Raw genomic sequence first — 17803 nt, forward strand, 5'->3', positions numbered from 1 at the left:
ACACAAGACCGGACTATTGCCCTACCGCTTCCTGCAATCGAGGCAGTTCCCGGGCAGTCGAACGCTCCTGCAACCAGCCGAGCACACGCGGCCAGACCTGCTGCTGCGCGCTCTTGCTGACCAGCATCTGCACATGGCCGAAATCTTCGTTGAAACCATGTTCACGGCCCAGGCACAGGAACTGTCGCTGCTGCGAGCCGAACTGATCGAACAGCATCTTGCAGGCCCAGACCGGGTCCTGATGATCGCCGACCGCAGCCACCGCCAGTACCGGCACTTCAACACTGGAAAGCCCGGCCCACCAGTTGCTGTCACGATCACCGAAACGGCCGAACAGGCCGTGCCAGCGCATGCTTTCCAGGACCACGCCAATCGGCTCATCTTCCGGCCCACGCTTGAAGCGCGAGCCCGATATATGCTCGAAAGGCTTGAGCAGCAAGCGTCCGGACCATTGCACCGGCGGAATCTTCAGCGGCCAGTAGCTGCGGCTGACCTGGCTGCCGAACAAGGCCACCGAAGCGGCACTCTCGGGCCCCAGGTATTGGCCACCCAAGGCCGCAGCCAGCGTGGTGCCGCCCAGCGAGTGTCCTATCCAGTGCGGCACTTGCCCGTTCTGTTCGTGAACGAAGGCGGCAATCGCCGGCAGGTCGTAACGGGCATAGTCCGCCACGCGGTTGCGTCGATAGTTCTGATTGCGACACGACAGGCCATGCCCGCGCATCTCGGCAATCCACACATCGTAACCGGCACGCGCCAGAAATGGCCCGAGGCCAATACCCTTGGGCGAATACCAGAAGCGCCGATTGGAAAAGCTGCCGTGCAACAGAATGACCGGGACGCCGCGCACATCGGGCTGATCGACCAGACCGAGACGGGTAACAGCCAGCTCGACACTCGGGTCAGGACTGTTGGCAGGCTTCAAGCGATAAACGTCCTCGACCAGATCGCCACGGCGTTCGGCACTGATCAAGGCAACGGGAAAAAGATTGCTGCTGCTTTGCATATTGCTCTATATCCAAGCGTTCAAAGGCATCGAATCGCCTCTGACAGACTGGGTGAAACGACAGGTTCGGATCCCCTCGGGGGCATTACGTAAAAAGGGCGGTTTCCGAAAAAACCGCCCTTTCTGAAACGCCTGAAAGCCTAGACGGTTCAAGACGTTAATGCATCACATCGGCAACCCTTCAGGCAGGTGCCTGGCCCTCGGCGAGGAAGAACCAGGTTTCCAGCACCGAGTCCGGGTTCAGGGAAACGCTTTCGATGCCCTGCTCCATCAGCCAGCGTGCCAGATCCGGGTGATCCGAAGGACCCTGACCGCAGATACCGATGTACTTGCCGGCCTTGTTACAGGCCTGAATGGCGTTGGACAACAGCTTCTTGACCGCCGGATTACGCTCGTCGAACAGATGTGCAATCACGCCCGAGTCACGGTCCAGGCCCAGTGTCAGCTGAGTCAGGTCGTTGGAGCCGATGGAGAAACCGTCGAAGTGTTCCAGGAACTCTTCGGCCAGAATCGCGTTGGACGGCAACTCGCACATCATGATGATCCGCAGGCCGTTCTCGCCACGCTTGAGGCCATTGGCCGCCAGCAGCTCGATGACCTGGCTCGCCTCGCCCAGGGTGCGCACGAATGGCACCATGATCTCGACGTTGGTCAGGCCCATGTCCTCGCGCACGCGCTTGAGGGCACGGCATTCCAGCTCGAAACAGTCACGGAAGTTTTCGCTGATGTAGCGCGAAGCACCGCGGAAGCCCAGCATCGGGTTTTCTTCTTCCGGCTCGTACAGCTTGCCGCCGATCAGGTTGGCGTATTCGTTGGACTTGAAGTCCGACAGACGCACGATGACCTTCTTCGGAGTGAAAGCCGCAGCCAGGGTGCTGATACCTTCGACCAGCTTGTCGACATAGAAATCGACCGGATCGTTGTAACCGGCAATGCGCTTGTCGACGCTGTCCTTGATTTCGGGCGGCAGGCCGGCGTAGTTGAGCAGCGCCTTGGGGTGCACGCCGATCATGCGGTTGATGATGAACTCCAGACGCGCCAGGCCGACACCGGCATTGGGCAACTGGGCGAAGTCGAATGCACGATCCGGGTTGCCGACGTTCATCATGATCTTGAACGGCAGGTCAGGCATGGCATCGACCGAGTTGGTCTTGATGTCGAAGCCCAGCTCGCCTTCAAAGATGTAACCGGTATCGCCTTCGGCACAGGACACGGTGACGCCCTGCCCGTCCTGCAGCAACTGGGTGGCATTGCCACAACCCACAACAGCCGGAATACCCAGCTCACGGGCGATGATCGCCGCGTGACAGGTACGTCCGCCACGGTTGGTGACGATGGCGCTGGCGCGCTTCATGACCGGTTCCCAGTCCGGGTCGGTCATGTCGGAAACCAGAACGTCGCCGGCCTGGACCTTGTCCATCTCGGAAACGTCCTTGATGATCCGCACCTTGCCGGCGCCGATGCGCTGGCCAATGGCACGGCCTTCGACCAGCACAGTGCCGGTTTCCTTGAGCAGGTAACGTTCCATGACATTGGCCGCAGAACGGCTTTTCACGGTTTCGGGACGCGCCTGAACGATGTAGAGCTTGCCGTCGTCACCGTCCTTGGCCCACTCGATGTCCATCGGTGCCTTGTAGTGTTTCTCGATGATCATCGCCTGCTTGGCCAGCTCGCTGACTTCGGCATCGGTCAGGCAGAAACGGGCGCGGTCGGCAGCCTCGACGTCGACGGTCTTCACCGAACGACCGGCCTTGGCTTCGTCGCCGTAGATCATCTTGATGGCCTTGCTGCCCAGGTTGCGGCGCAGAATGGCTGGGCGACCGGCAGTCAGGGTGTCCTTGTGGACATAGAATTCGTCCGGGTTGACCGCACCCTGCACCACGGTTTCGCCCAGGCCGTAGGCGCCGGTGATGAACACGACGTCACGGAAGCCGGATTCGGTATCGAGGGTAAACATCACCCCGGCAGTACCGGTCTCGGAGCGAACCATGCGCTGCACGCCTGCCGACAGGGCCACCAGCTTGTGGTCGAAGCCCTGATGCACGCGGTAGGAGATGGCGCGGTCGTTGAACAGCGAAGCAAAGACTTCCTTGGCCGCACGGATGACGTTATCGACGCCGCGGATATTGAGGAAGGTTTCCTGCTGACCGGCAAAGGAGGCATCCGGCAAGTCTTCTGCGGTTGCCGAAGAACGCACGGCTACGGCCAGATTCGGATTGCCTGCCGACAGGGCATCGAAGGCAGTGCGAATCTCGGCATTGAGCTTCTCGGGGAACTCGGCTTCCATGATCCACTGACGAATCTGCGCGCCGGTACGGGCCAGCGCGTTGACGTCGTCGACATCCAGAGCGTCCAGGGCGGCGTGGATCTGATCGTTCAGACCACTCTGCTCAAGGAAATCACGGTAGGCCTGGGCTGTCGTAGCGAAACCGCCGGGCACCGAAACACCAGCGCCTGCCAGGTTGCTGATCATTTCGCCGAGGGATGCGTTCTTGCCTCCCACGTGCTCTACATCATGGACGCCGAGCTTATCGAGGGAAACTACGTACTCTACCAAGGTGATCTCTCCACTAACTGTGTTTGTTGTTGGGAAAAGCTCATGTACCCGGACCACGCGCAGTGTGGCAGCGGGCATTTTCTGGACTGACTTGAAGCCGGAACCTTGAAAAAAGGTCAGAATGCAGGCCATCAGGGCCTGCAAGCACGCCTATGATATCCAAGAATCGTCACTAGCTTAAGGCCAAAGGCGCAAATGAAACGATCTGCTTTCTTCATCTCGGACGGTACAGGCATCACGGCTGAAACGCTGGGCCAGAGCCTGTTGGCACAATTTGAAAACATTACGTTCAACAAGTTCACGCGCCCCTACATCGACAGCGTCGAGAAGGCGCGGGCGATGGTACAACAAATCAACAATGCCGCCGACAGGGACGAAGTACGGCCGATCATCTTCGATACCATCGTCAATCAGGAAATTCGCGAAATCCTGGCGACCTCCAACGGCTTCATGATCGACATCTTCTCGACCTTCCTCGCGCCGCTGGAGCAGGAGCTTAGTTCACACTCCTCCTACTCGGTGGGCAAATCGCATTCCATCGGTCACAACTCCAACTACATGGAGCGTATCGAGGCGGTGAACTTCGCCCTGGACAACGACGACGGTGCGCGCACGCATTATTACGACAAGGCCGACATCATCCTGGTGGGCGTATCGCGCTGCGGCAAGACTCCGACCTGCCTGTATATGGCCATGCAGTTCGGCATCCGCGCCGCCAACTACCCGCTGACCGAAGACGACATGGAACGCCTGCAACTGCCCGAAGCCCTCAAGGCCCACCGTAGCAAACTGTTCGGCCTGACCATTGATCCAGATCGGTTAACCGCCATTCGCCACGAACGCAAACCCAACAGCCGCTACTCCAGCTATGCCCAGTGCGAGTTTGAAGTGCGCGAAGTGGAAAGCCTGTTCCGCCGGGAAAACATCCCCCATATCAACTCCACGCACTTCTCGGTGGAAGAAATCTCGGCCAAGGTGCTGGTGGAAAAAGGCGTGGAGCGGCGTTTCAAATAACAGGCTCTGTCTGCATTAAATCTTGCAAGTCCGTCAGAGGACAGTGGGAGGCAACTTGCTGGCGACTTCACCGTTGTCACCAGCAAGTTGCCTCCCACTTCATTACCAGCGCTGTACCAAAGAAGCCACGGACAGAGCCAGTTCATTCGCTGCTACGGGCTACGGGTTTAAACCGGCGGCACACGCACCCAGCCTTCCATCAGGACCCTGGCGCTACGACTCATGATTGCCTTGGTGACTTTCCACTCGCCCTCTTCCTGCAACGCCTGAGCCCCGACACGCAAGGTGCCGGACGGGTGGCCGAAAACCACGGCTTCACGCTCACTGCCGCCTGCGGCGAGGTTGACCAAAGTGCCGGGGATCGCCGCTGCGGTGCCGATGGCGACTGCGGCAGTACCCATCATCGCGTGGTGCAGCTTGCCCATGGAGACCGCCCGCACCAGCAGATCGATATCCTGCGCGTTGACCTGTTTGCCACTGGAAGACAAGTAACCCGCCGGCCCGGCAACGAAGGCGACCTTGGGCGTGTGCTGGCGCAGTGTCGGGTCGTCGACACTCTTGATCAGCCCCATGCGCAGCGCACCGTGAATCCTTATGCTTTCCAGCTTCGCCAGCGCCTGGGCATCGCCGTTGATATCGGCCTGCAATTCGGTGCCGAGGTAGCCGATATCGGCGGCATTGATGAAGACGGTCGGAATACCGGCATTGATCAGGGTTGCCTTGAGCGTACCGATACCCGGCACGTCCAGCTCGTCGATCAGGTTGCCGGTGGGGAACATCGAACCACCGGCACCCTCTTCATCGGCGGCCGGATTGAGGAATTCCAGCTGCACTTCGGCAGCCGGAAAGGTCACGCCATCCAGCTCGAAATCGCCGGTTTCCTGTACGGCGCCATCCGTGACGGGGACGTGGGCAATGATGGTCTTGCCGATATTGGCCTGCCAGATACGCACCACAGCAATACCGTCCTGCGGAATACGAGCGGCATCCACCAGACCCTGGCTGATCGCGAACGACCCCACGGCCGCCGAGAGATTGCCGCAATTGCCGCTCCAGTCGACAAAAGGCCTGTCGATGGAAACCTGCCCGAACAGGTAATCGACATCATGCCCGGGCCTGTTGCTGCGCGACAGAATGACGGTCTTGCTGGTGCTGGAAGTCGCGCCGCCCATGCCATCGATCTGTTTTTCATAAGGATCGGGGCTGCCGATGACCCGCAACAGCAAGGCATCACGTGCAGAGCCCGGGACTTGCGCGGCTTCGGGCAGGTCCTGCAGATTGAAGAACACCCCTTTGCTGGTGCCGCCGCGCATGTAGGTGGCCGGGATTCTGAGCTGTGGTTGGTGAGGCATTGGAGGTTTCCTTGAAGGGTGAAAACCTCTGCAGGAGCGAATTCATTCGCGAAAAACCGTTGGCGAATGAATTCGCTCCTACAGGGTGTGTCAGGCTTGTGCAGACTCCAGGAAATCCTGGGCGAAACGCTGCAATACACCGCCCGCTTCATAAATCGACAATTCTTCAGCGGTATCCAGACGGCAGGTCACCGGCACTTCCAGACGCTCACCATTACGGCGCTGGATTACCAGCGTCAGGGTAGCGCGTGGCGTGCGCTGGCCGATTACATCGAAGGTTTCGCTGCCGTCGATCCCCAATGTCAGACGATTGGTGCCGGCCTGGAATTCCAGCGGCAAGACACCCATGCCGACCAGATTGGTGCGGTGGATCCGCTCGAAACCTTCGGCGGCAATCGCTTCGACGCCTGCCAGACGCACGCCTTTGGCAGCCCAGTCCCGCGATGAACCCTGGCCGTAATCGGCACCGGCAATGATGATCAGCGGCTGCTTGCGCTGCATGTAGGTTTCGATGGCTTCCCACATCCGGGTGACCTTGCCTTCCGGTTCGATACGGGTCAGCGAACCTTTCTTGACCTTACCTTCGACTACCGCCATCTCGTTGACCAGTTGCGGGTTGGCGAAGGTGGCGCGCTGGGCAGTCAGGTGGTCGCCCCGATGCGTGGCATAGGAGTTGAAGTCTTCTTCCGGCAGGCCCATTTTCGCCAGGTACTCGCCTGCCGCGCTGTCGAGCATGATGGCGTTGGAGGGCGACAGGTGATCGGTGGTGATGTTGTCCGGCAATACCGCCAGCGGGCGCATACCCTTGAGGGTACGCTCACCGGCCAGCGCGCCTTCCCAATAAGGCGGGCGACGGATATAGGTGCTCATCGGACGCCAGTCATACAGCGGCTCGACCCTGGGACCGTTATCTTCTTCCAGCGCGAACATCGGAATGTAGACCTGACGGAACTGCTCCGGCTTGACCGAAGCCTGAACCACGGCATCGATTTCCTCGTCATCCGGCCAGATGTCCTTGAGACGGATTTCCTGGCCATCGACAACCCCCAGCACATCGTTTTCGATATCGAAACGAATGGTCCCGGCAATCGCGTAGGCCACCACCAGCGGCGGCGATGCCAGGAAGGCCTGACGGGCGTAAGGGTGAATGCGGCCATCGAAGTTGCGGTTACCAGACAGCACGGCGGTGGCGTACAGGTCGCGGTCGATGATTTCCTGCTGAATCTTCGGCTCCAGCGCGCCGGACATGCCATTGCAGGTGGTGCAGGCAAAGGCCACGACACCGAAGCCCAGTTGTTCAAGCTCGCCAGTAAGGCCCGCTTCATCCAGGTACAAGGCAACGGCCCTGGAACCGGGTGCCAGCGATGACTTCACCCAGGGCTTGCGGCTCAAGCCCAGGCGATTGGCATTGCGCGCCAGCAGGCCGGCCGCAATCACGTTGCGCGGGTTGCTGGTGTTGGTGCAACTGGTGATGGCGGCAATGATCACCGCGCCGTCGGGCATCTGCCCCGGTACGTCCTGCCATTGCCCGGCAATGCCCTTGGCGGTCAGATCCGAAGTCGCGACCCGCGCATGCGGATTGGACGGCCCGGCCATGTTGCGCACCACGCTGGACAGATCGAAGCTCAATACCCGCTCATACTCGACCTGGCTCAGGCTGTCGGACCACAACCCGGTGTGTCGGGCGTACAACTCGACCAGAGCCACTTGCTCATCCTCGCGCCCGGTAAGGCGCAGATAGTCGATGGTTTGCTGGTCGATGGAGAACATCGCGGCAGTAGCGCCGTACTCCGGCGCCATGTTGGAAATCGTCGCCCGGTCGCCCAGCGTCAGGCTCGACGCGCCTTCGCCGTAGAATTCCAGATAAGCGCCGACGACTTTCTGTTTGCGCAAGAATTCGGTCAGCGCCAGCACCACATCCGTAGCGGTAATGCCAGGCTCTCGGCGCCCGGTCAGTTCGACGCCGATAATGTCCGGCAGACGCATCCACGACGCTCGGCCAAGCATGACGTTTTCGGCTTCCAGGCCGCCGACGCCAATGGCGATCACGCCCAGCGCATCGACATGCGGTGTATGGCTGTCGGTGCCCACCAGCGTGTCAGGGAAAGCCACGCCTTCGCGCACCTGCACCACCGGCGACATTTTCTCCAGGTTGATCTGGTGCATGATGCCGTTGCCCGGCGGAATCACTTCGACATTCTTGAAGGCTTTCTTGGTCCAGTCGATGAAATGGAAACGGTCCTCGTTGCGCCGGTCTTCGATGGCGCGGTTCTTCTCGAAAGCCTGCGGATCATAGCCACCGCACTCCACCGCCAGCGAGTGATCGACGATCAACTGCACCGGCACCACCGGGTTGACCAGCGCCGGATCACCGCCCTGGGAGGCAATTGCATCGCGCAGCCCGGCGAGATCCACCAGCGCGGTCTGGCCGAGAATGTCATGACACACCACCCGCGCCGGAAACCATGGGAAATCCAGCTCACGCCTGCGCTCGACCAGTTGCCGCAGCGAAGCCTGCAAGGTGGCCGGATCACAACGGCGTACCAGGTTTTCGGCCAGCACCCGCGAGGTATACGGCAACAGGTCATAGGCGCCCGACTGAATCGCATCGACTGCCGCGCGGGCGTCGAAGTAATCCAGCGAGGTGCCGGGAAGCGGCTTGCGGTATTCAGAATTCATGGCTCGGAGACTCGATCACGGAATGGAAAATAGAGAGGGGAGTTCATCGGCGACTCCCCTTCTCTGCTCAGCGCTGCTCGATGGGCACGAATGCGCGCTGCTCGACGCCGACATACTCGGCACTCGGGCGGATGATGCGGTTGTTGGCACGCTGCTCGAAAACGTGAGCCGCCCAGCCGGTCAGGCGTGAACAGACGAAAATCGGCGTGAACAGCTTGGTCGGGATGCCCATGAAGTGATACGCCGAGGCATGATAGAAATCGGCGTTGGGGAACAGTTTTTTCTGCTCCCACATGGTCTTGTCGATGGCTTCGGAAACCGGGAACAACACCGTATCGCCAACCTCGTCGGCGAGCTTTTTCGACCAGCCCTTGATCACCTCGTTGCGCGGATCGGACTCCTTGTAGATCGCATGACCGAAGCCCATGATCTTTTCCTTGCGCTCCAGCATGCCAAGCGTGCCTTTGGTGGCCTCCTCGGCCGAACCGAAACGCTGGATCATGTCCATGGCCGCCTCGTTGGCGCCGCCATGCAAGGGACCACGCAAGGTGCCGATGGCTGCCGTGATGCAGGAATACAAGTCCGACAAGGTCGAGGCGCAGACCCGTGCGGTAAAGGTCGAGGCGTTGAATTCGTGTTCGGCGTAGAGAATCAGCGAGACGTCCATGACCTTGCGATGCAGTTCGCTGGGCGACTTGTCGAGCAGCAGATGCAGGAAGTGGCCGCCAATCGAGACTTCATCGGTTACGCAATCGATGCGTTTGCCGTCATGGGTGAAGCGATACCAGTAGCACATGATTGCCGGAAAGGCCGCCAGCAGGCGGTCCGTGGCATCGCGTTGCTGCTCAAAATCCAGTTCCGGCTCAAGGGTGCCAAGCATCGAGGCGCCGGTTCGCATCACATCCATCGGATGGGTGTCGGCCGGAATCCGCTCCAGCACTTCTTTCAGTGCCTGCGGCAGGTCGCGCAGGCTCTTGAGGCGATCCATGTAGGCGCTCAGTTGCGCCTGGGTCGGCAACTCGCCGTACAGCAGCAGATAGGCGACCTCTTCAAAGCGCGCCTCGGCGGCCAATTCACGCACGTCATAACCGCGATAGGCCAGGCCAGCGCCTGCCAGGCCAACGGTCGAAAGGGCAGTTTGTCCGGCAACCTGGCCCCGCAGGCCGGCACCGCTCAATACTTTTGCTTCAGCCATTGCATTCTCCAGTTTTTGAAATTGTCGGGAATTGGCAATTCATCTTTATTGTTCGCGGATGAGCGGAGCGACGCCCGATCCGCTCCTACAGGGTTTGGTGGTGGGAGCGGATTCATCCGCGAAAACGCCCTGCCACATCACCCCTTCTTCTGCGCAAACAGCGCATCCAGCCGTTGCTCGAAGGTGTGGTAGTCGATGGCGTCATACAGCTCCATGCGTGTCTGCATGGTGTCGACCACGTTCTTTTGCGTACCGTCGCGGCGGATGGCGCCGTAGACGTTTTCCGCCGCCTTGTTCATGGCGCGGAATGCCGATAAAGGATAGAGCACCAGCGAAACGTCGGCGGCGCGCAACTCATCCACCGTGAACAGCGGTGTGGCGCCGAACTCGGTGATATTGGCCAGGATCGGCACACTGACCCGGTTGGCGAACTGTTTGTACATTGCCAGCTCGGTAATCGCTTCAGGGAAAACCATGTCGGCACCCGCCTCGATACAGGCAGCCGCACGCTCCAGCGCCGATTCCAGCCCTTCGACCGCCAGGGCATCGGTACGCGCCATGATCACGAAACTGTCGTCGGTTCGCGCATCGACGGCAGCCTTGATGCGGTCGACCATTTCCTGCTGCGAAACGATTTCCTTGTTGGGACGATGCCCGCAACGCTTGGCGCCGACCTGATCCTCGATATGGATAGCCGCCGCGCCCGCCTTGATCATCGATCTGACCGTGCGCGCCACATTGAACGCCGAAGAGCCGAAACCGGTATCCACATCCACCAGCAACGGCAGGTCGCAGACATCGGTGATGCGCCGCACATCGGTCAGTACATCATCCAGCCCGGTAATCCCCAGGTCAGGCAGCCCGAGCGAACCGGCAGCGACTCCGCCACCAGACAAATAGATCGCCTTGAACCCGGCGCGTCTGGCCAGCAGCGCATGGTTGGCATTGATCACCCCCACCACCTGCAAGGGTTGCTCGCTGGCAACCGCATCACGGAAACGCTGGCCGGGAGTTTTATTGTCGTGACTCATTTTTCACCTCGGTCGGAAGCCGCCTGATAATGGCGCTCGATGTTGCGTCTGGAGGCGCCGATATGGCGGCGCATCAATAATTCGGCCAGTTCGCCATCGCGGTCGGCGATAGCGTCCAGAATCCGGTGATGCTCGGCAAAGGCCTGGCGCGGGCGATTGGGCGTGGTGGAAAACTGGATGCGGTACATGCGCACCAACTGGTACAGCTCGCCACAGAGCATCTGGCTCAGGGTCTTGTTGCCGCTGCCCTGAATGATCCGGTAGTGAAAGTCGAAGTCCCCTTCCTGCTGGTAGTAACCCAGCCCGGCCTGAAAGGCGGCATCGCGCTCATGGGTATCCAGTACGCGGCGCAACTCGTCGATCTGCTCGGCATTCATGCGCTCGGCCGCCAGGCGACAGGCCATGCCTTCGAGGGATTCACGGATTTCGTAGAGTTCGATCATTTCGGCATGGCTGAGAGAGACCACGCGCGCGCCCACATGCGGAATCCGCACCAGCAGGCGCTGCCCTTCCAGGCGGTGAATGGCTTCACGCAACGGCCCGCGACTGATGCCGTAGGTACGAGCCAGTTCCGGCTCGGATATCTTGCTGCCCGGTGCGATCTCGCCCTTGACGATAGCGGCCTGAATACGCCGGAAGACATTTTCGGAAAGCGTTTCCGAATCCTCGACGGCGGCCGCGGAAGTCTCGACTGCATCCAACATATTGTCGACACCTTTAAAGTTACATGCCGACAAATCTAGTTAAACCAGTGCTTTCAGTCAAAGAAAAATTCAGAATTGTCGACAATCCTGAAAAACGTCCGAATTCTGTTATCGCGTGTTACAGCCTGCCGGCCAGTGATAACTGGCATCACGAGACCTTCATGCTAGAATGCCGACCGCATCTGCCGAGTGCAGCTCTTCAAAGGACACGGCCCGCCAGACACGCCCAGGCTGACAAAGCTGCGCTGCGGCCCTGAAGTTTCCCGCCTGTCGCGCAAGGACCTATGAGACTCCAAACCCTCACTACGCTGCTCTGTCTGCTTTTCCTCCCCGCCATATGCGCTGCTGCCGACAAGACCGTCTATGGCCTGAACGAATACGCCAGACTCCTCAATATTGACCTTGAGGTCGCTGCCAAGCTCGATACCGGTGCCAAGACCGCATCGCTGAGTGCCCGCGATATCAAGCATTTCAAGCGCAACGGCGAGAGCTGGGTCAGGTTCTATCTGGCCATCGACAACAGCCACGCACATCCCATCGAACAGCCACTGACCCGCATCAGCCAGATCAAGCGGCGCGCTGACGATGTCGACCCGGACGACGAAAAAAAGTACAGCTCCCGTCCGGTCATCAACCTCGATGTGTGCATGGGTGAAGTTTTACGCACCATAGAAGTGAACTTGACCGACCGAAGCGCTTTCCAATACCCGCTTTTGATTGGCTCCGACGCACTCAAACACTTCGATGCGCTGGTCGATCCAGGTCTTAAATTTGTGGCGGGCAAGCCTGCCTGCGCCTCCGTCGCTCAAAACGCCGAGTAAATACATGCGCTCTCTTACCCTTCATCTGAAAATCCTGATCACGTTTCTGGTGACACTCGGCATCGCGATCACGGCTTATCAGATTGTCATTCTCGGCATCCCGCTGACCGAAGACGAGACCGACAACCTGTGGAATATCGACGCCAAGGTTGAATTCCAGGCCAACAGTAAAGAGTCGATCAAGATTCAGATGTTCGTACCGCCGCTGACCACCGATTACATCAGCCTGAACGAAAGCTTCATTTCCAATAATTACGGCGTCAGCGTCAACCGGGTTGACGGCAACCGCAAGGTGACCTGGTCTTCGCGGCGTGCCAATGGCAACCAGACCCTCTATTACCGGCTGGTGCTGACCAAGCGCTACAGCGCAGACAAGCCCAAGAGCAAAGGCCCGATCTTTCGTGACAGCATCGCGGTAGAAGGCCCGGAGAAAATCGCGGCCGAAGCCCTGCTCGCCCCTATTCGCCGCCATTCCGCGGATGTCGAAACCTTCATCAGCGAAGCAATCAAGCGCGTCAACAATCTCAAGGACGACAACGCCAAGCTGTTGCTGGCCGGCGATACTTCTGCCGCCAGGAAAGCCCAGATCACCGAGCTGCTGCTGTCCATGGCCCACGTGCCCATGGAAAAGGTCCACACCATTCGCCTGATTGCCGACCAGCCACAGAATCCGGAGCTGTGGCTGCGCAGCTTCAATGGCAAGGAGTGGCTTTACTTCAACCCGGACACCGGCGAAGCCGGCCTGCCGGATGACCGGCTGCTGTGGTGGACCGGCGACGAGAACCTGATCAGTATCGAGGGCGGCAGAAAAGCCACGGTCAGCTTCAGCCTCAACAACAGCGAAATGAACGCCATGCGCCTGGCCAAGCTGACCGATGAAAGCACCGATACGGACTTTCTGTCCTATTCGCTGTACGGCCTGCCGCTGCAAACCCAGCAGACCTTCATGATCATGGTGATGATCCCGATTGGCGTGCTGGTCATCCTGATCCTGCGCAACCTGATCGGCCTGCAGACACTCGGCACTTTCACTCCGGTACTGATCGCCCTGGCCTTCCGCGAAACCCAGCTGGGCTTTGGCATCGCGCTGTTCACCGTGATTACTGCATTGGGCCTGTCGCTGCGCTCCTATCTTGAGCACCTGAAACTGCAGATGCTGCCGCGCCTGTCGGTGGTGCTGACTTTCGTGGTGGTGCTGATCGCCGCCATCAGCCTGTTCAGCCACAAGCTGGGCCTGGAACGCGGTCTGTCGGTGGCGCTGTTCCCGATGGTGATTCTGACCATGACCATCGAGCGCCTGTCGATCACCTGGGAAGAGCGCGGCGGCGGCCATGCCATGAAAGTGGCCATCGGCACCCTGTTCGCAGCATCCCTGGCGCACCTGATCATGAGCGTGCCGGCACTGATCTACTTCGTGTTCACCTTCCCGGCCGTGTTGCTGGTGCTGGTCGGTTTCATGCTGGCAATGGGCAGATACCGCGGCTACCGCCTGACCGAGCTGCTGCGCTTCAAGGCATTTCTCAAAGCAGAAGACGCCAAATGATCGGCCTGTGGAAGACCTGGAAAGCCCTGGAAGCCAAGGGCATCATGGGCATCAACCGGCGTAACGCCGACTATGTGCTCAAGTACAACAAGCGCAGCCTGTACCCGATTGTCGATGACAAGATCATCACCAAGGAACGCGCCATCCAGGCTGGCATCCAGGTGCCGGAAATGTATGGGGTGATTTCCACCGAAAAGGAAATCGACCGGCTCGACGACATCCTTGGCCGCCACAGCGACTTCGTCATCAAGCCCGCGCAAGGTGCAGGCGGCGACGGGATCCTGGTGGTTGCCGACCGTTTCGAGGGGCATTACCGGACGGTGTCGGGGCGCATCATTACCCACTCGGAAATCGAGCATCAGGTATCCAGCATCCTCACCGGGCTTTACTCGCTGGGCGGGCATCGCGACCGCGCCCTGATCGAGTACCGGGTGATTCCGGACCAGATCTTCAAGAGCATCAGCTACGAAGGCGTGCCGGATATCCGCATCATCGTGCTGATGGGCTATCCGGTCATGGCCATGCTGCGCCTGCCGACGCGCCAGTCCGGCGGCAAGGCCAACCTGCACCAGGGCGCCATCGGTGTCGGTGTCGGCCTGGCCAGCGGCGTTACCCTCGAAGGCACCTGGCTCAACAACATCATCAACAAACACCCCGACACCACCAACGCGGTGGACGGCGTACAACTGCCCTACTGGAACGGCTTCATGAAGCTCGCCGCCGAGTGCTACGAGCTATGCGGCCTGGGCTACATTGGCGTCGATATGGTGCTGGACCAGGAAAAAGGCCCGCTGATCCTCGAACTCAACGCCCGCCCCGGCCTGAATATCCAGATCGCCAACAACTGCGGGTTGACTCACCGGACTCAGGCGGTTGAAGCGCACCTGGAGGAACTGGAGCGCATGGGGGTCAAGGAAACGCCTGAGGAACGGGTGAGGTTCGTGCAGGAGGTGTTTGGGTCTGGGCCAAGTTAGTAAGAATACGTACTTATGTATTTTCCCCCTACAGACCTCAGCTCCCTCAGGTACCTCTGATTGTCCAGTACCACTTCAGGCCCCACATTTATACCCAGCTCATCACTAGAACCATAGAAAGAGATTGATCTTAATGATGGAGTACGACTCAAATTTTCCTCAAATGCCTTCACGAACGCTCCTCTAACACCTCTTAAATGCTCTGGAACAAGATCAGGGGTAGATACATTTATACTCGAACGGGCAGAAGTAGGTGCGCTCATGCTCGAACGGGCAGAAGTAGATGCGCTCATGCTCGTACGGGCAGATGCACTTGAAGCTCTACTTACTCTGGGAGCGTATTTGATCGCGCTCAAACTATCCTTACTCAAAGCACTTTTCACATTAATAAACGCGTTAATACTCGCCAAAGAACTCACTACCCCTAATCCCAACGACACGTACCCCAGAATATTGCTGGTAGAGGAATCTGGCGCTACGATCGAAGTAATACCACTGGCAACCCCGACTACCCCAGTTACCACTCCCACCGCTACCGAGACTTGTGCTGCCGAACTCAGCGCGGCCCAGGCACCGGCCACCCCCGCGGTTGCCAAAGGTGCTGCTGTCCCCAATGAAGCAACGCTTGAGAGAATGCCGACAATCGAAAACGCGATACCGGCGGCCGGCACCAACCATGACGGAATATGCCCATCCGGATCCAGATAGTTGACCGGATCCCCCAAGCAATACGCATAAGGATTCAGCCCTCCCCGATCAAACGGGCTCAGGCTATCCGGACTGTGAAAACGCATCAGTACCGGGTTATAGGCCCGATAGCCCTGACCGAGCAGATACCAGCCGGTGGAAGGCTCACGCAGTTCTCCGTTGAAGGCCGATCGTCCAGACACTGCAACGACATCACTGCGATGGCCGTAAGCGTCATAGTCAACAGGCGTTGCCTGACTGGCATCGACCTCAGCCATTACCGTCTTTTTTGCATCGGTCACCAGCAGCGAAGAGGCTGTATCTGTCCCGCCCCGGTGCTCGGCCAACAAGGTATCGGCACCACGGACAAAGGTTCTCTGCTGCGATCCCTGGAGCTGATTCGCCAGTTGCCCATCCTGATAGAAACGCTGTTCCTTAACTCCCGCCGCGCTGGAAAGGGTCAGACTGCTCTGCGCGTCATAGCCATAATCCACCACAGCAGAGCCATCGTTTGCCGAAACCGCGAGCAGGCGTCCCAGCGCGTCGTAATCCAGCGACCGCCCGGCTTCATCGAGAATCAGGTTGCCGTTACCGTCGTAATTGAATTCAAGGCTGGCAGGATAATCCGCATGGCTGTTACGCACGGCACTGAGCTGGGTGGGATCCTGCCCGGCGTATTCGTATAGCGCTGCATTACGGCCACCGGCGAATACTGTCTCGACGCTCAGGAGGTTATCGAGTGCATCGGACTTGAACGTCTGACCCTGAATCTGCTTGCCCTGAGGATCCAGCGGCGCACGCGGACCGGAAGCCGTATATAACTCCAGCCGTCCACGGGAATCGTAAGCGAAGGTTTCGTCGCGCAGCAGCGTACCGCCTTCGCTCAAGGTGCGTCGCTCAAGATGATCGGCAGCGTCATAAGCCTGAACCAGTTTCTGCGTCACCCCGCCTGGCAGGACAAAGCTGCGCACGATTTCCCGACCAACCTCGTCGTACTCCATGCTGACGCTCAGGCTCTGACCGCTATCTACGGTTTCGATACTGTCGAGCCCCCCTTGGGCGTTATAGGCAAAGATCGAAGTCAGCGAACCCGCATCAAGCCTCTCCAGTCGGCCTATGGCGTCATGGGTATAGGTCTGAATCTGCCCGAGCACATCGGTATAACCGAGCAAGCGCCCCTTGAGGCTGTAGCGGTATTGCATGGCATAGGCCTCGCCGGCCAGCAGCCTGCGCTCTTCGCGGATCTCGCCATTGCTGTAGTAATCGCGCTCCAGTTCCTGATCCTGCTCCTTGCTGCTCAGCAAGCGAGCACTCTGAGGGTCATAGACATAATCGGCGGTGCTGCTCAGCATCTTGCGCTGAATGGGCTGTTCACCCAGTTGCGGCTCGTAGACATAATCGATGACTTCGCCCTGAGGGGTATGCACCTTGCTCGGCTGTAGCTGCCCGGCTGAATACTCGAACCGGCTGACCCGGCCACCGGTGGTCGAAACCGTCATGCGTTTCAGGCCATCGAATGCCTGCTCGCCCAGCAACACACCATCGACCGTAATCGATACCGGCAAGTCTTCGCGGTTGTGCAAGGCGTAGGTACGTTCTATCAGAGCATTGTCGGCCAGCCGATTACTCAGCATCCGGTCAAAGGCGTCATAGGTAAACTCTCGATAATTGCCCAAGGCATCCCGCTGCCCGAAAGTGCGCCCAAGCCCGTCGTAGAACGTGGTTTCCAAACTGATCCGCGAACCGTCCAGTGCCAGGCGCTCAATCGAATCGGGCTTATCGAACAGATTGTTAACAGTGACCGTCTTGCCCATCCCGGCCTGCCATTCGGTGGTGGTGCGCTTGACCGGATCTTCGACCTTGTGCCGCTCGATCAGGTCAGGGCCGGTGACACTGCGCTGCTCGCCCCAGTCATCGTATTGATAGGTGCTTTTCAGGCGCAGATCCTTCTGTTCCAGCCAGTCCAGCTCAACGTCCTCGACCAGTTGTCCAAGTGCGTCGTATCGGGCGGTATACGTCTGACGCAGCTCGGGATCCTGCCCGCCACCGTCTACATCCTGACGCCGCTCTTCTACCACCCGATTGATCCCGTCGAGCAAGGTGCGGGTCTTCACGCCTTTGACACTGGTCACTTCCTGCTCGGCCTGTTGCCCTTCGACCGCACTGAGCACATACCCATAGCGGCGCGTGGCTTCGTAAGGCGTACCGGGCGCCACGGTTTCCTCGGTCACCCGACCCAGTGC

The 17803-nt window shown here is 59.3% G+C and carries 12 protein-coding genes; 4 read left to right on the forward strand and 8 right to left on the reverse strand.

The annotated features are described in order from the left end of the window. Nucleotides 1-13: 13 nt before the first annotated feature. Both ALQ04_RS19510 and ppsA read right to left on the reverse strand, forming a co-directional pair. A complete protein-coding gene (locus tag ALQ04_RS19510; RefSeq protein WP_122317378.1) occupies nucleotides 14-1003 on the reverse strand; it encodes an alpha/beta fold hydrolase in 990 nt (329 codons plus the stop codon). A gap of 181 nt (nucleotides 1004-1184) precedes the next feature. After that, nucleotides 1185-3560, reverse strand: coding sequence for a phosphoenolpyruvate synthase (ppsA, locus tag ALQ04_RS19515; RefSeq protein ID WP_122317379.1), 2376 nt, complete (start codon nucleotides 3558-3560; stop codon nucleotides 1185-1187). Between the two features lie 195 nt (nucleotides 3561-3755). On the opposite strand from ppsA, the gene ALQ04_RS19525 reads away from it, so the two are divergent. After that, nucleotides 3756-4574: a pyruvate, water dikinase regulatory protein gene (locus ALQ04_RS19525; protein WP_122317380.1), complete on the forward strand. Its 819-nt coding sequence runs from the start codon at nucleotides 3756-3758 to the stop codon at nucleotides 4572-4574. A 167-nt stretch (nucleotides 4575-4741) separates the two neighbouring features. Here ALQ04_RS19525 and prpF read toward each other — a convergent pair whose 3' ends face one another. The 5 genes from prpF to ALQ04_RS19550 all read right to left on the reverse strand — a co-directional run bounded on the left by prpF (nucleotide 4742) and on the right by ALQ04_RS19550 (nucleotide 11535). After that, nucleotides 4742-5926, reverse strand: coding sequence for a 2-methylaconitate cis-trans isomerase PrpF (gene prpF, locus ALQ04_RS19530; RefSeq protein WP_122317381.1), 1185 nt, complete (start codon nucleotides 5924-5926; stop codon nucleotides 4742-4744). A 90-nt stretch (nucleotides 5927-6016) separates the two neighbouring features. Further along, nucleotides 6017-8605, reverse strand: coding sequence for a Fe/S-dependent 2-methylisocitrate dehydratase AcnD (gene acnD, locus ALQ04_RS19535; protein WP_122317382.1), 2589 nt, complete (start codon nucleotides 8603-8605; stop codon nucleotides 6017-6019). A 67-nt stretch (nucleotides 8606-8672) separates the two neighbouring features. Continuing rightward, complete coding sequence (prpC, locus tag ALQ04_RS19540) at nucleotides 8673-9800, reverse strand: 2-methylcitrate synthase (RefSeq protein WP_122317383.1); 1128 nt, start codon at nucleotides 9798-9800, stop codon at nucleotides 8673-8675. A 137-nt stretch (nucleotides 9801-9937) separates the two neighbouring features. Continuing rightward, the gene (gene prpB, locus ALQ04_RS19545; RefSeq protein ID WP_122317384.1) at nucleotides 9938-10831 is read right to left on the reverse strand and encodes a methylisocitrate lyase; all 894 of its coding nucleotides are present in this window, start codon (nucleotides 10829-10831) and stop codon (nucleotides 9938-9940) included. Continuing rightward, entirely contained in the window at nucleotides 10828-11535 is a 708-nt protein-coding gene (locus tag ALQ04_RS19550; RefSeq protein WP_122317385.1) for a GntR family transcriptional regulator, read from the reverse strand. Before ALQ04_RS19550 ends, prpB begins: the two co-directional genes overlap by 4 nt. A 284-nt stretch (nucleotides 11536-11819) precedes the next feature. Here ALQ04_RS19550 and ALQ04_RS19555 point away from each other — a divergent pair, with 284 nt between their 5' ends. Genes ALQ04_RS19555 through ALQ04_RS19565 form a run of 3 tightly spaced genes read left to right on the forward strand, consistent with a single transcriptional unit; the run spans nucleotide 11820 to nucleotide 14873 of the window. Continuing rightward, entirely contained in the window at nucleotides 11820-12356 is a 537-nt protein-coding gene (locus ALQ04_RS19555) for an ATP-dependent zinc protease (RefSeq protein ID WP_122317386.1), read from the forward strand. Between the two features lie 4 nt (nucleotides 12357-12360). After that, nucleotides 12361-13899 carry an inactive transglutaminase family protein gene (locus ALQ04_RS19560; protein ID WP_122317387.1) on the forward strand — a complete coding sequence of 513 codons (1539 nt, stop codon included), beginning with the start codon at nucleotides 12361-12363 and terminating at the stop codon, nucleotides 13897-13899. Further along, entirely contained in the window at nucleotides 13899-14873 is a 975-nt protein-coding gene (locus ALQ04_RS19565) for an alpha-L-glutamate ligase-like protein (protein WP_183142227.1), read from the forward strand. The genes ALQ04_RS19560 and ALQ04_RS19565 overlap by 1 nt, the downstream gene beginning before the upstream one ends. Here the strand turns inward: ALQ04_RS19565 and ALQ04_RS19570 are convergent. Continuing rightward, nucleotides 14870-17803, reverse strand: a 2934-nt coding sequence (locus ALQ04_RS19570; protein ID WP_310886513.1) for an RHS repeat-associated core domain-containing protein, incomplete at its 5' end; no start/stop codon positions are given. The two genes, ALQ04_RS19565 and ALQ04_RS19570, sit on opposite strands and share 4 nt — an antisense overlap.

The organism is Pseudomonas cichorii (genome assembly GCF_003700275.1).
Taxonomy (GTDB): domain Bacteria; phylum Pseudomonadota; class Gammaproteobacteria; order Pseudomonadales; family Pseudomonadaceae; genus Aquipseudomonas; species Aquipseudomonas cichorii_B.

Excerpts from the sequence above, each read along its gene's own strand:
- ALQ04_RS19510 (WP_122317378.1), bottom strand. The coding sequence starts at position 1,003 with ATGCAAAGCAGCAGCAATCTTTTTCCCGTTGCCTTGATCAGTGCCGAA.
- ALQ04_RS19525 (WP_122317380.1), top strand. The coding sequence starts at position 3,756 with ATGAAACGATCTGCTTTCTTCATCTCGGACGGTACAGGCATCACGGCT.
- prpF (WP_122317381.1), bottom strand. The coding sequence starts at position 5,926 with ATGCCTCACCAACCACAGCTCAGAATCCCGGCCACCTACATGCGCGGC.
- acnD (WP_122317382.1), bottom strand. The coding sequence starts at position 8,605 with ATGAATTCTGAATACCGCAAGCCGCTTCCCGGCACCTCGCTGGATTAC.
- prpC (WP_122317383.1), bottom strand. The coding sequence starts at position 9,800 with ATGGCTGAAGCAAAAGTATTGAGCGGTGCCGGCCTGCGGGGCCAGGTT.
- prpB (WP_122317384.1), bottom strand. The coding sequence starts at position 10,831 with ATGAGTCACGACAATAAAACTCCCGGCCAGCGTTTCCGTGATGCGGTT.
- ALQ04_RS19550 (WP_122317385.1), bottom strand. The coding sequence starts at position 11,535 with ATGTTGGATGCAGTCGAGACTTCCGCGGCCGCCGTCGAGGATTCGGAA.
- ALQ04_RS19555 (WP_122317386.1), top strand. The coding sequence starts at position 11,820 with ATGAGACTCCAAACCCTCACTACGCTGCTCTGTCTGCTTTTCCTCCCC.
- ALQ04_RS19560 (WP_122317387.1), top strand. The coding sequence starts at position 12,361 with ATGCGCTCTCTTACCCTTCATCTGAAAATCCTGATCACGTTTCTGGTG.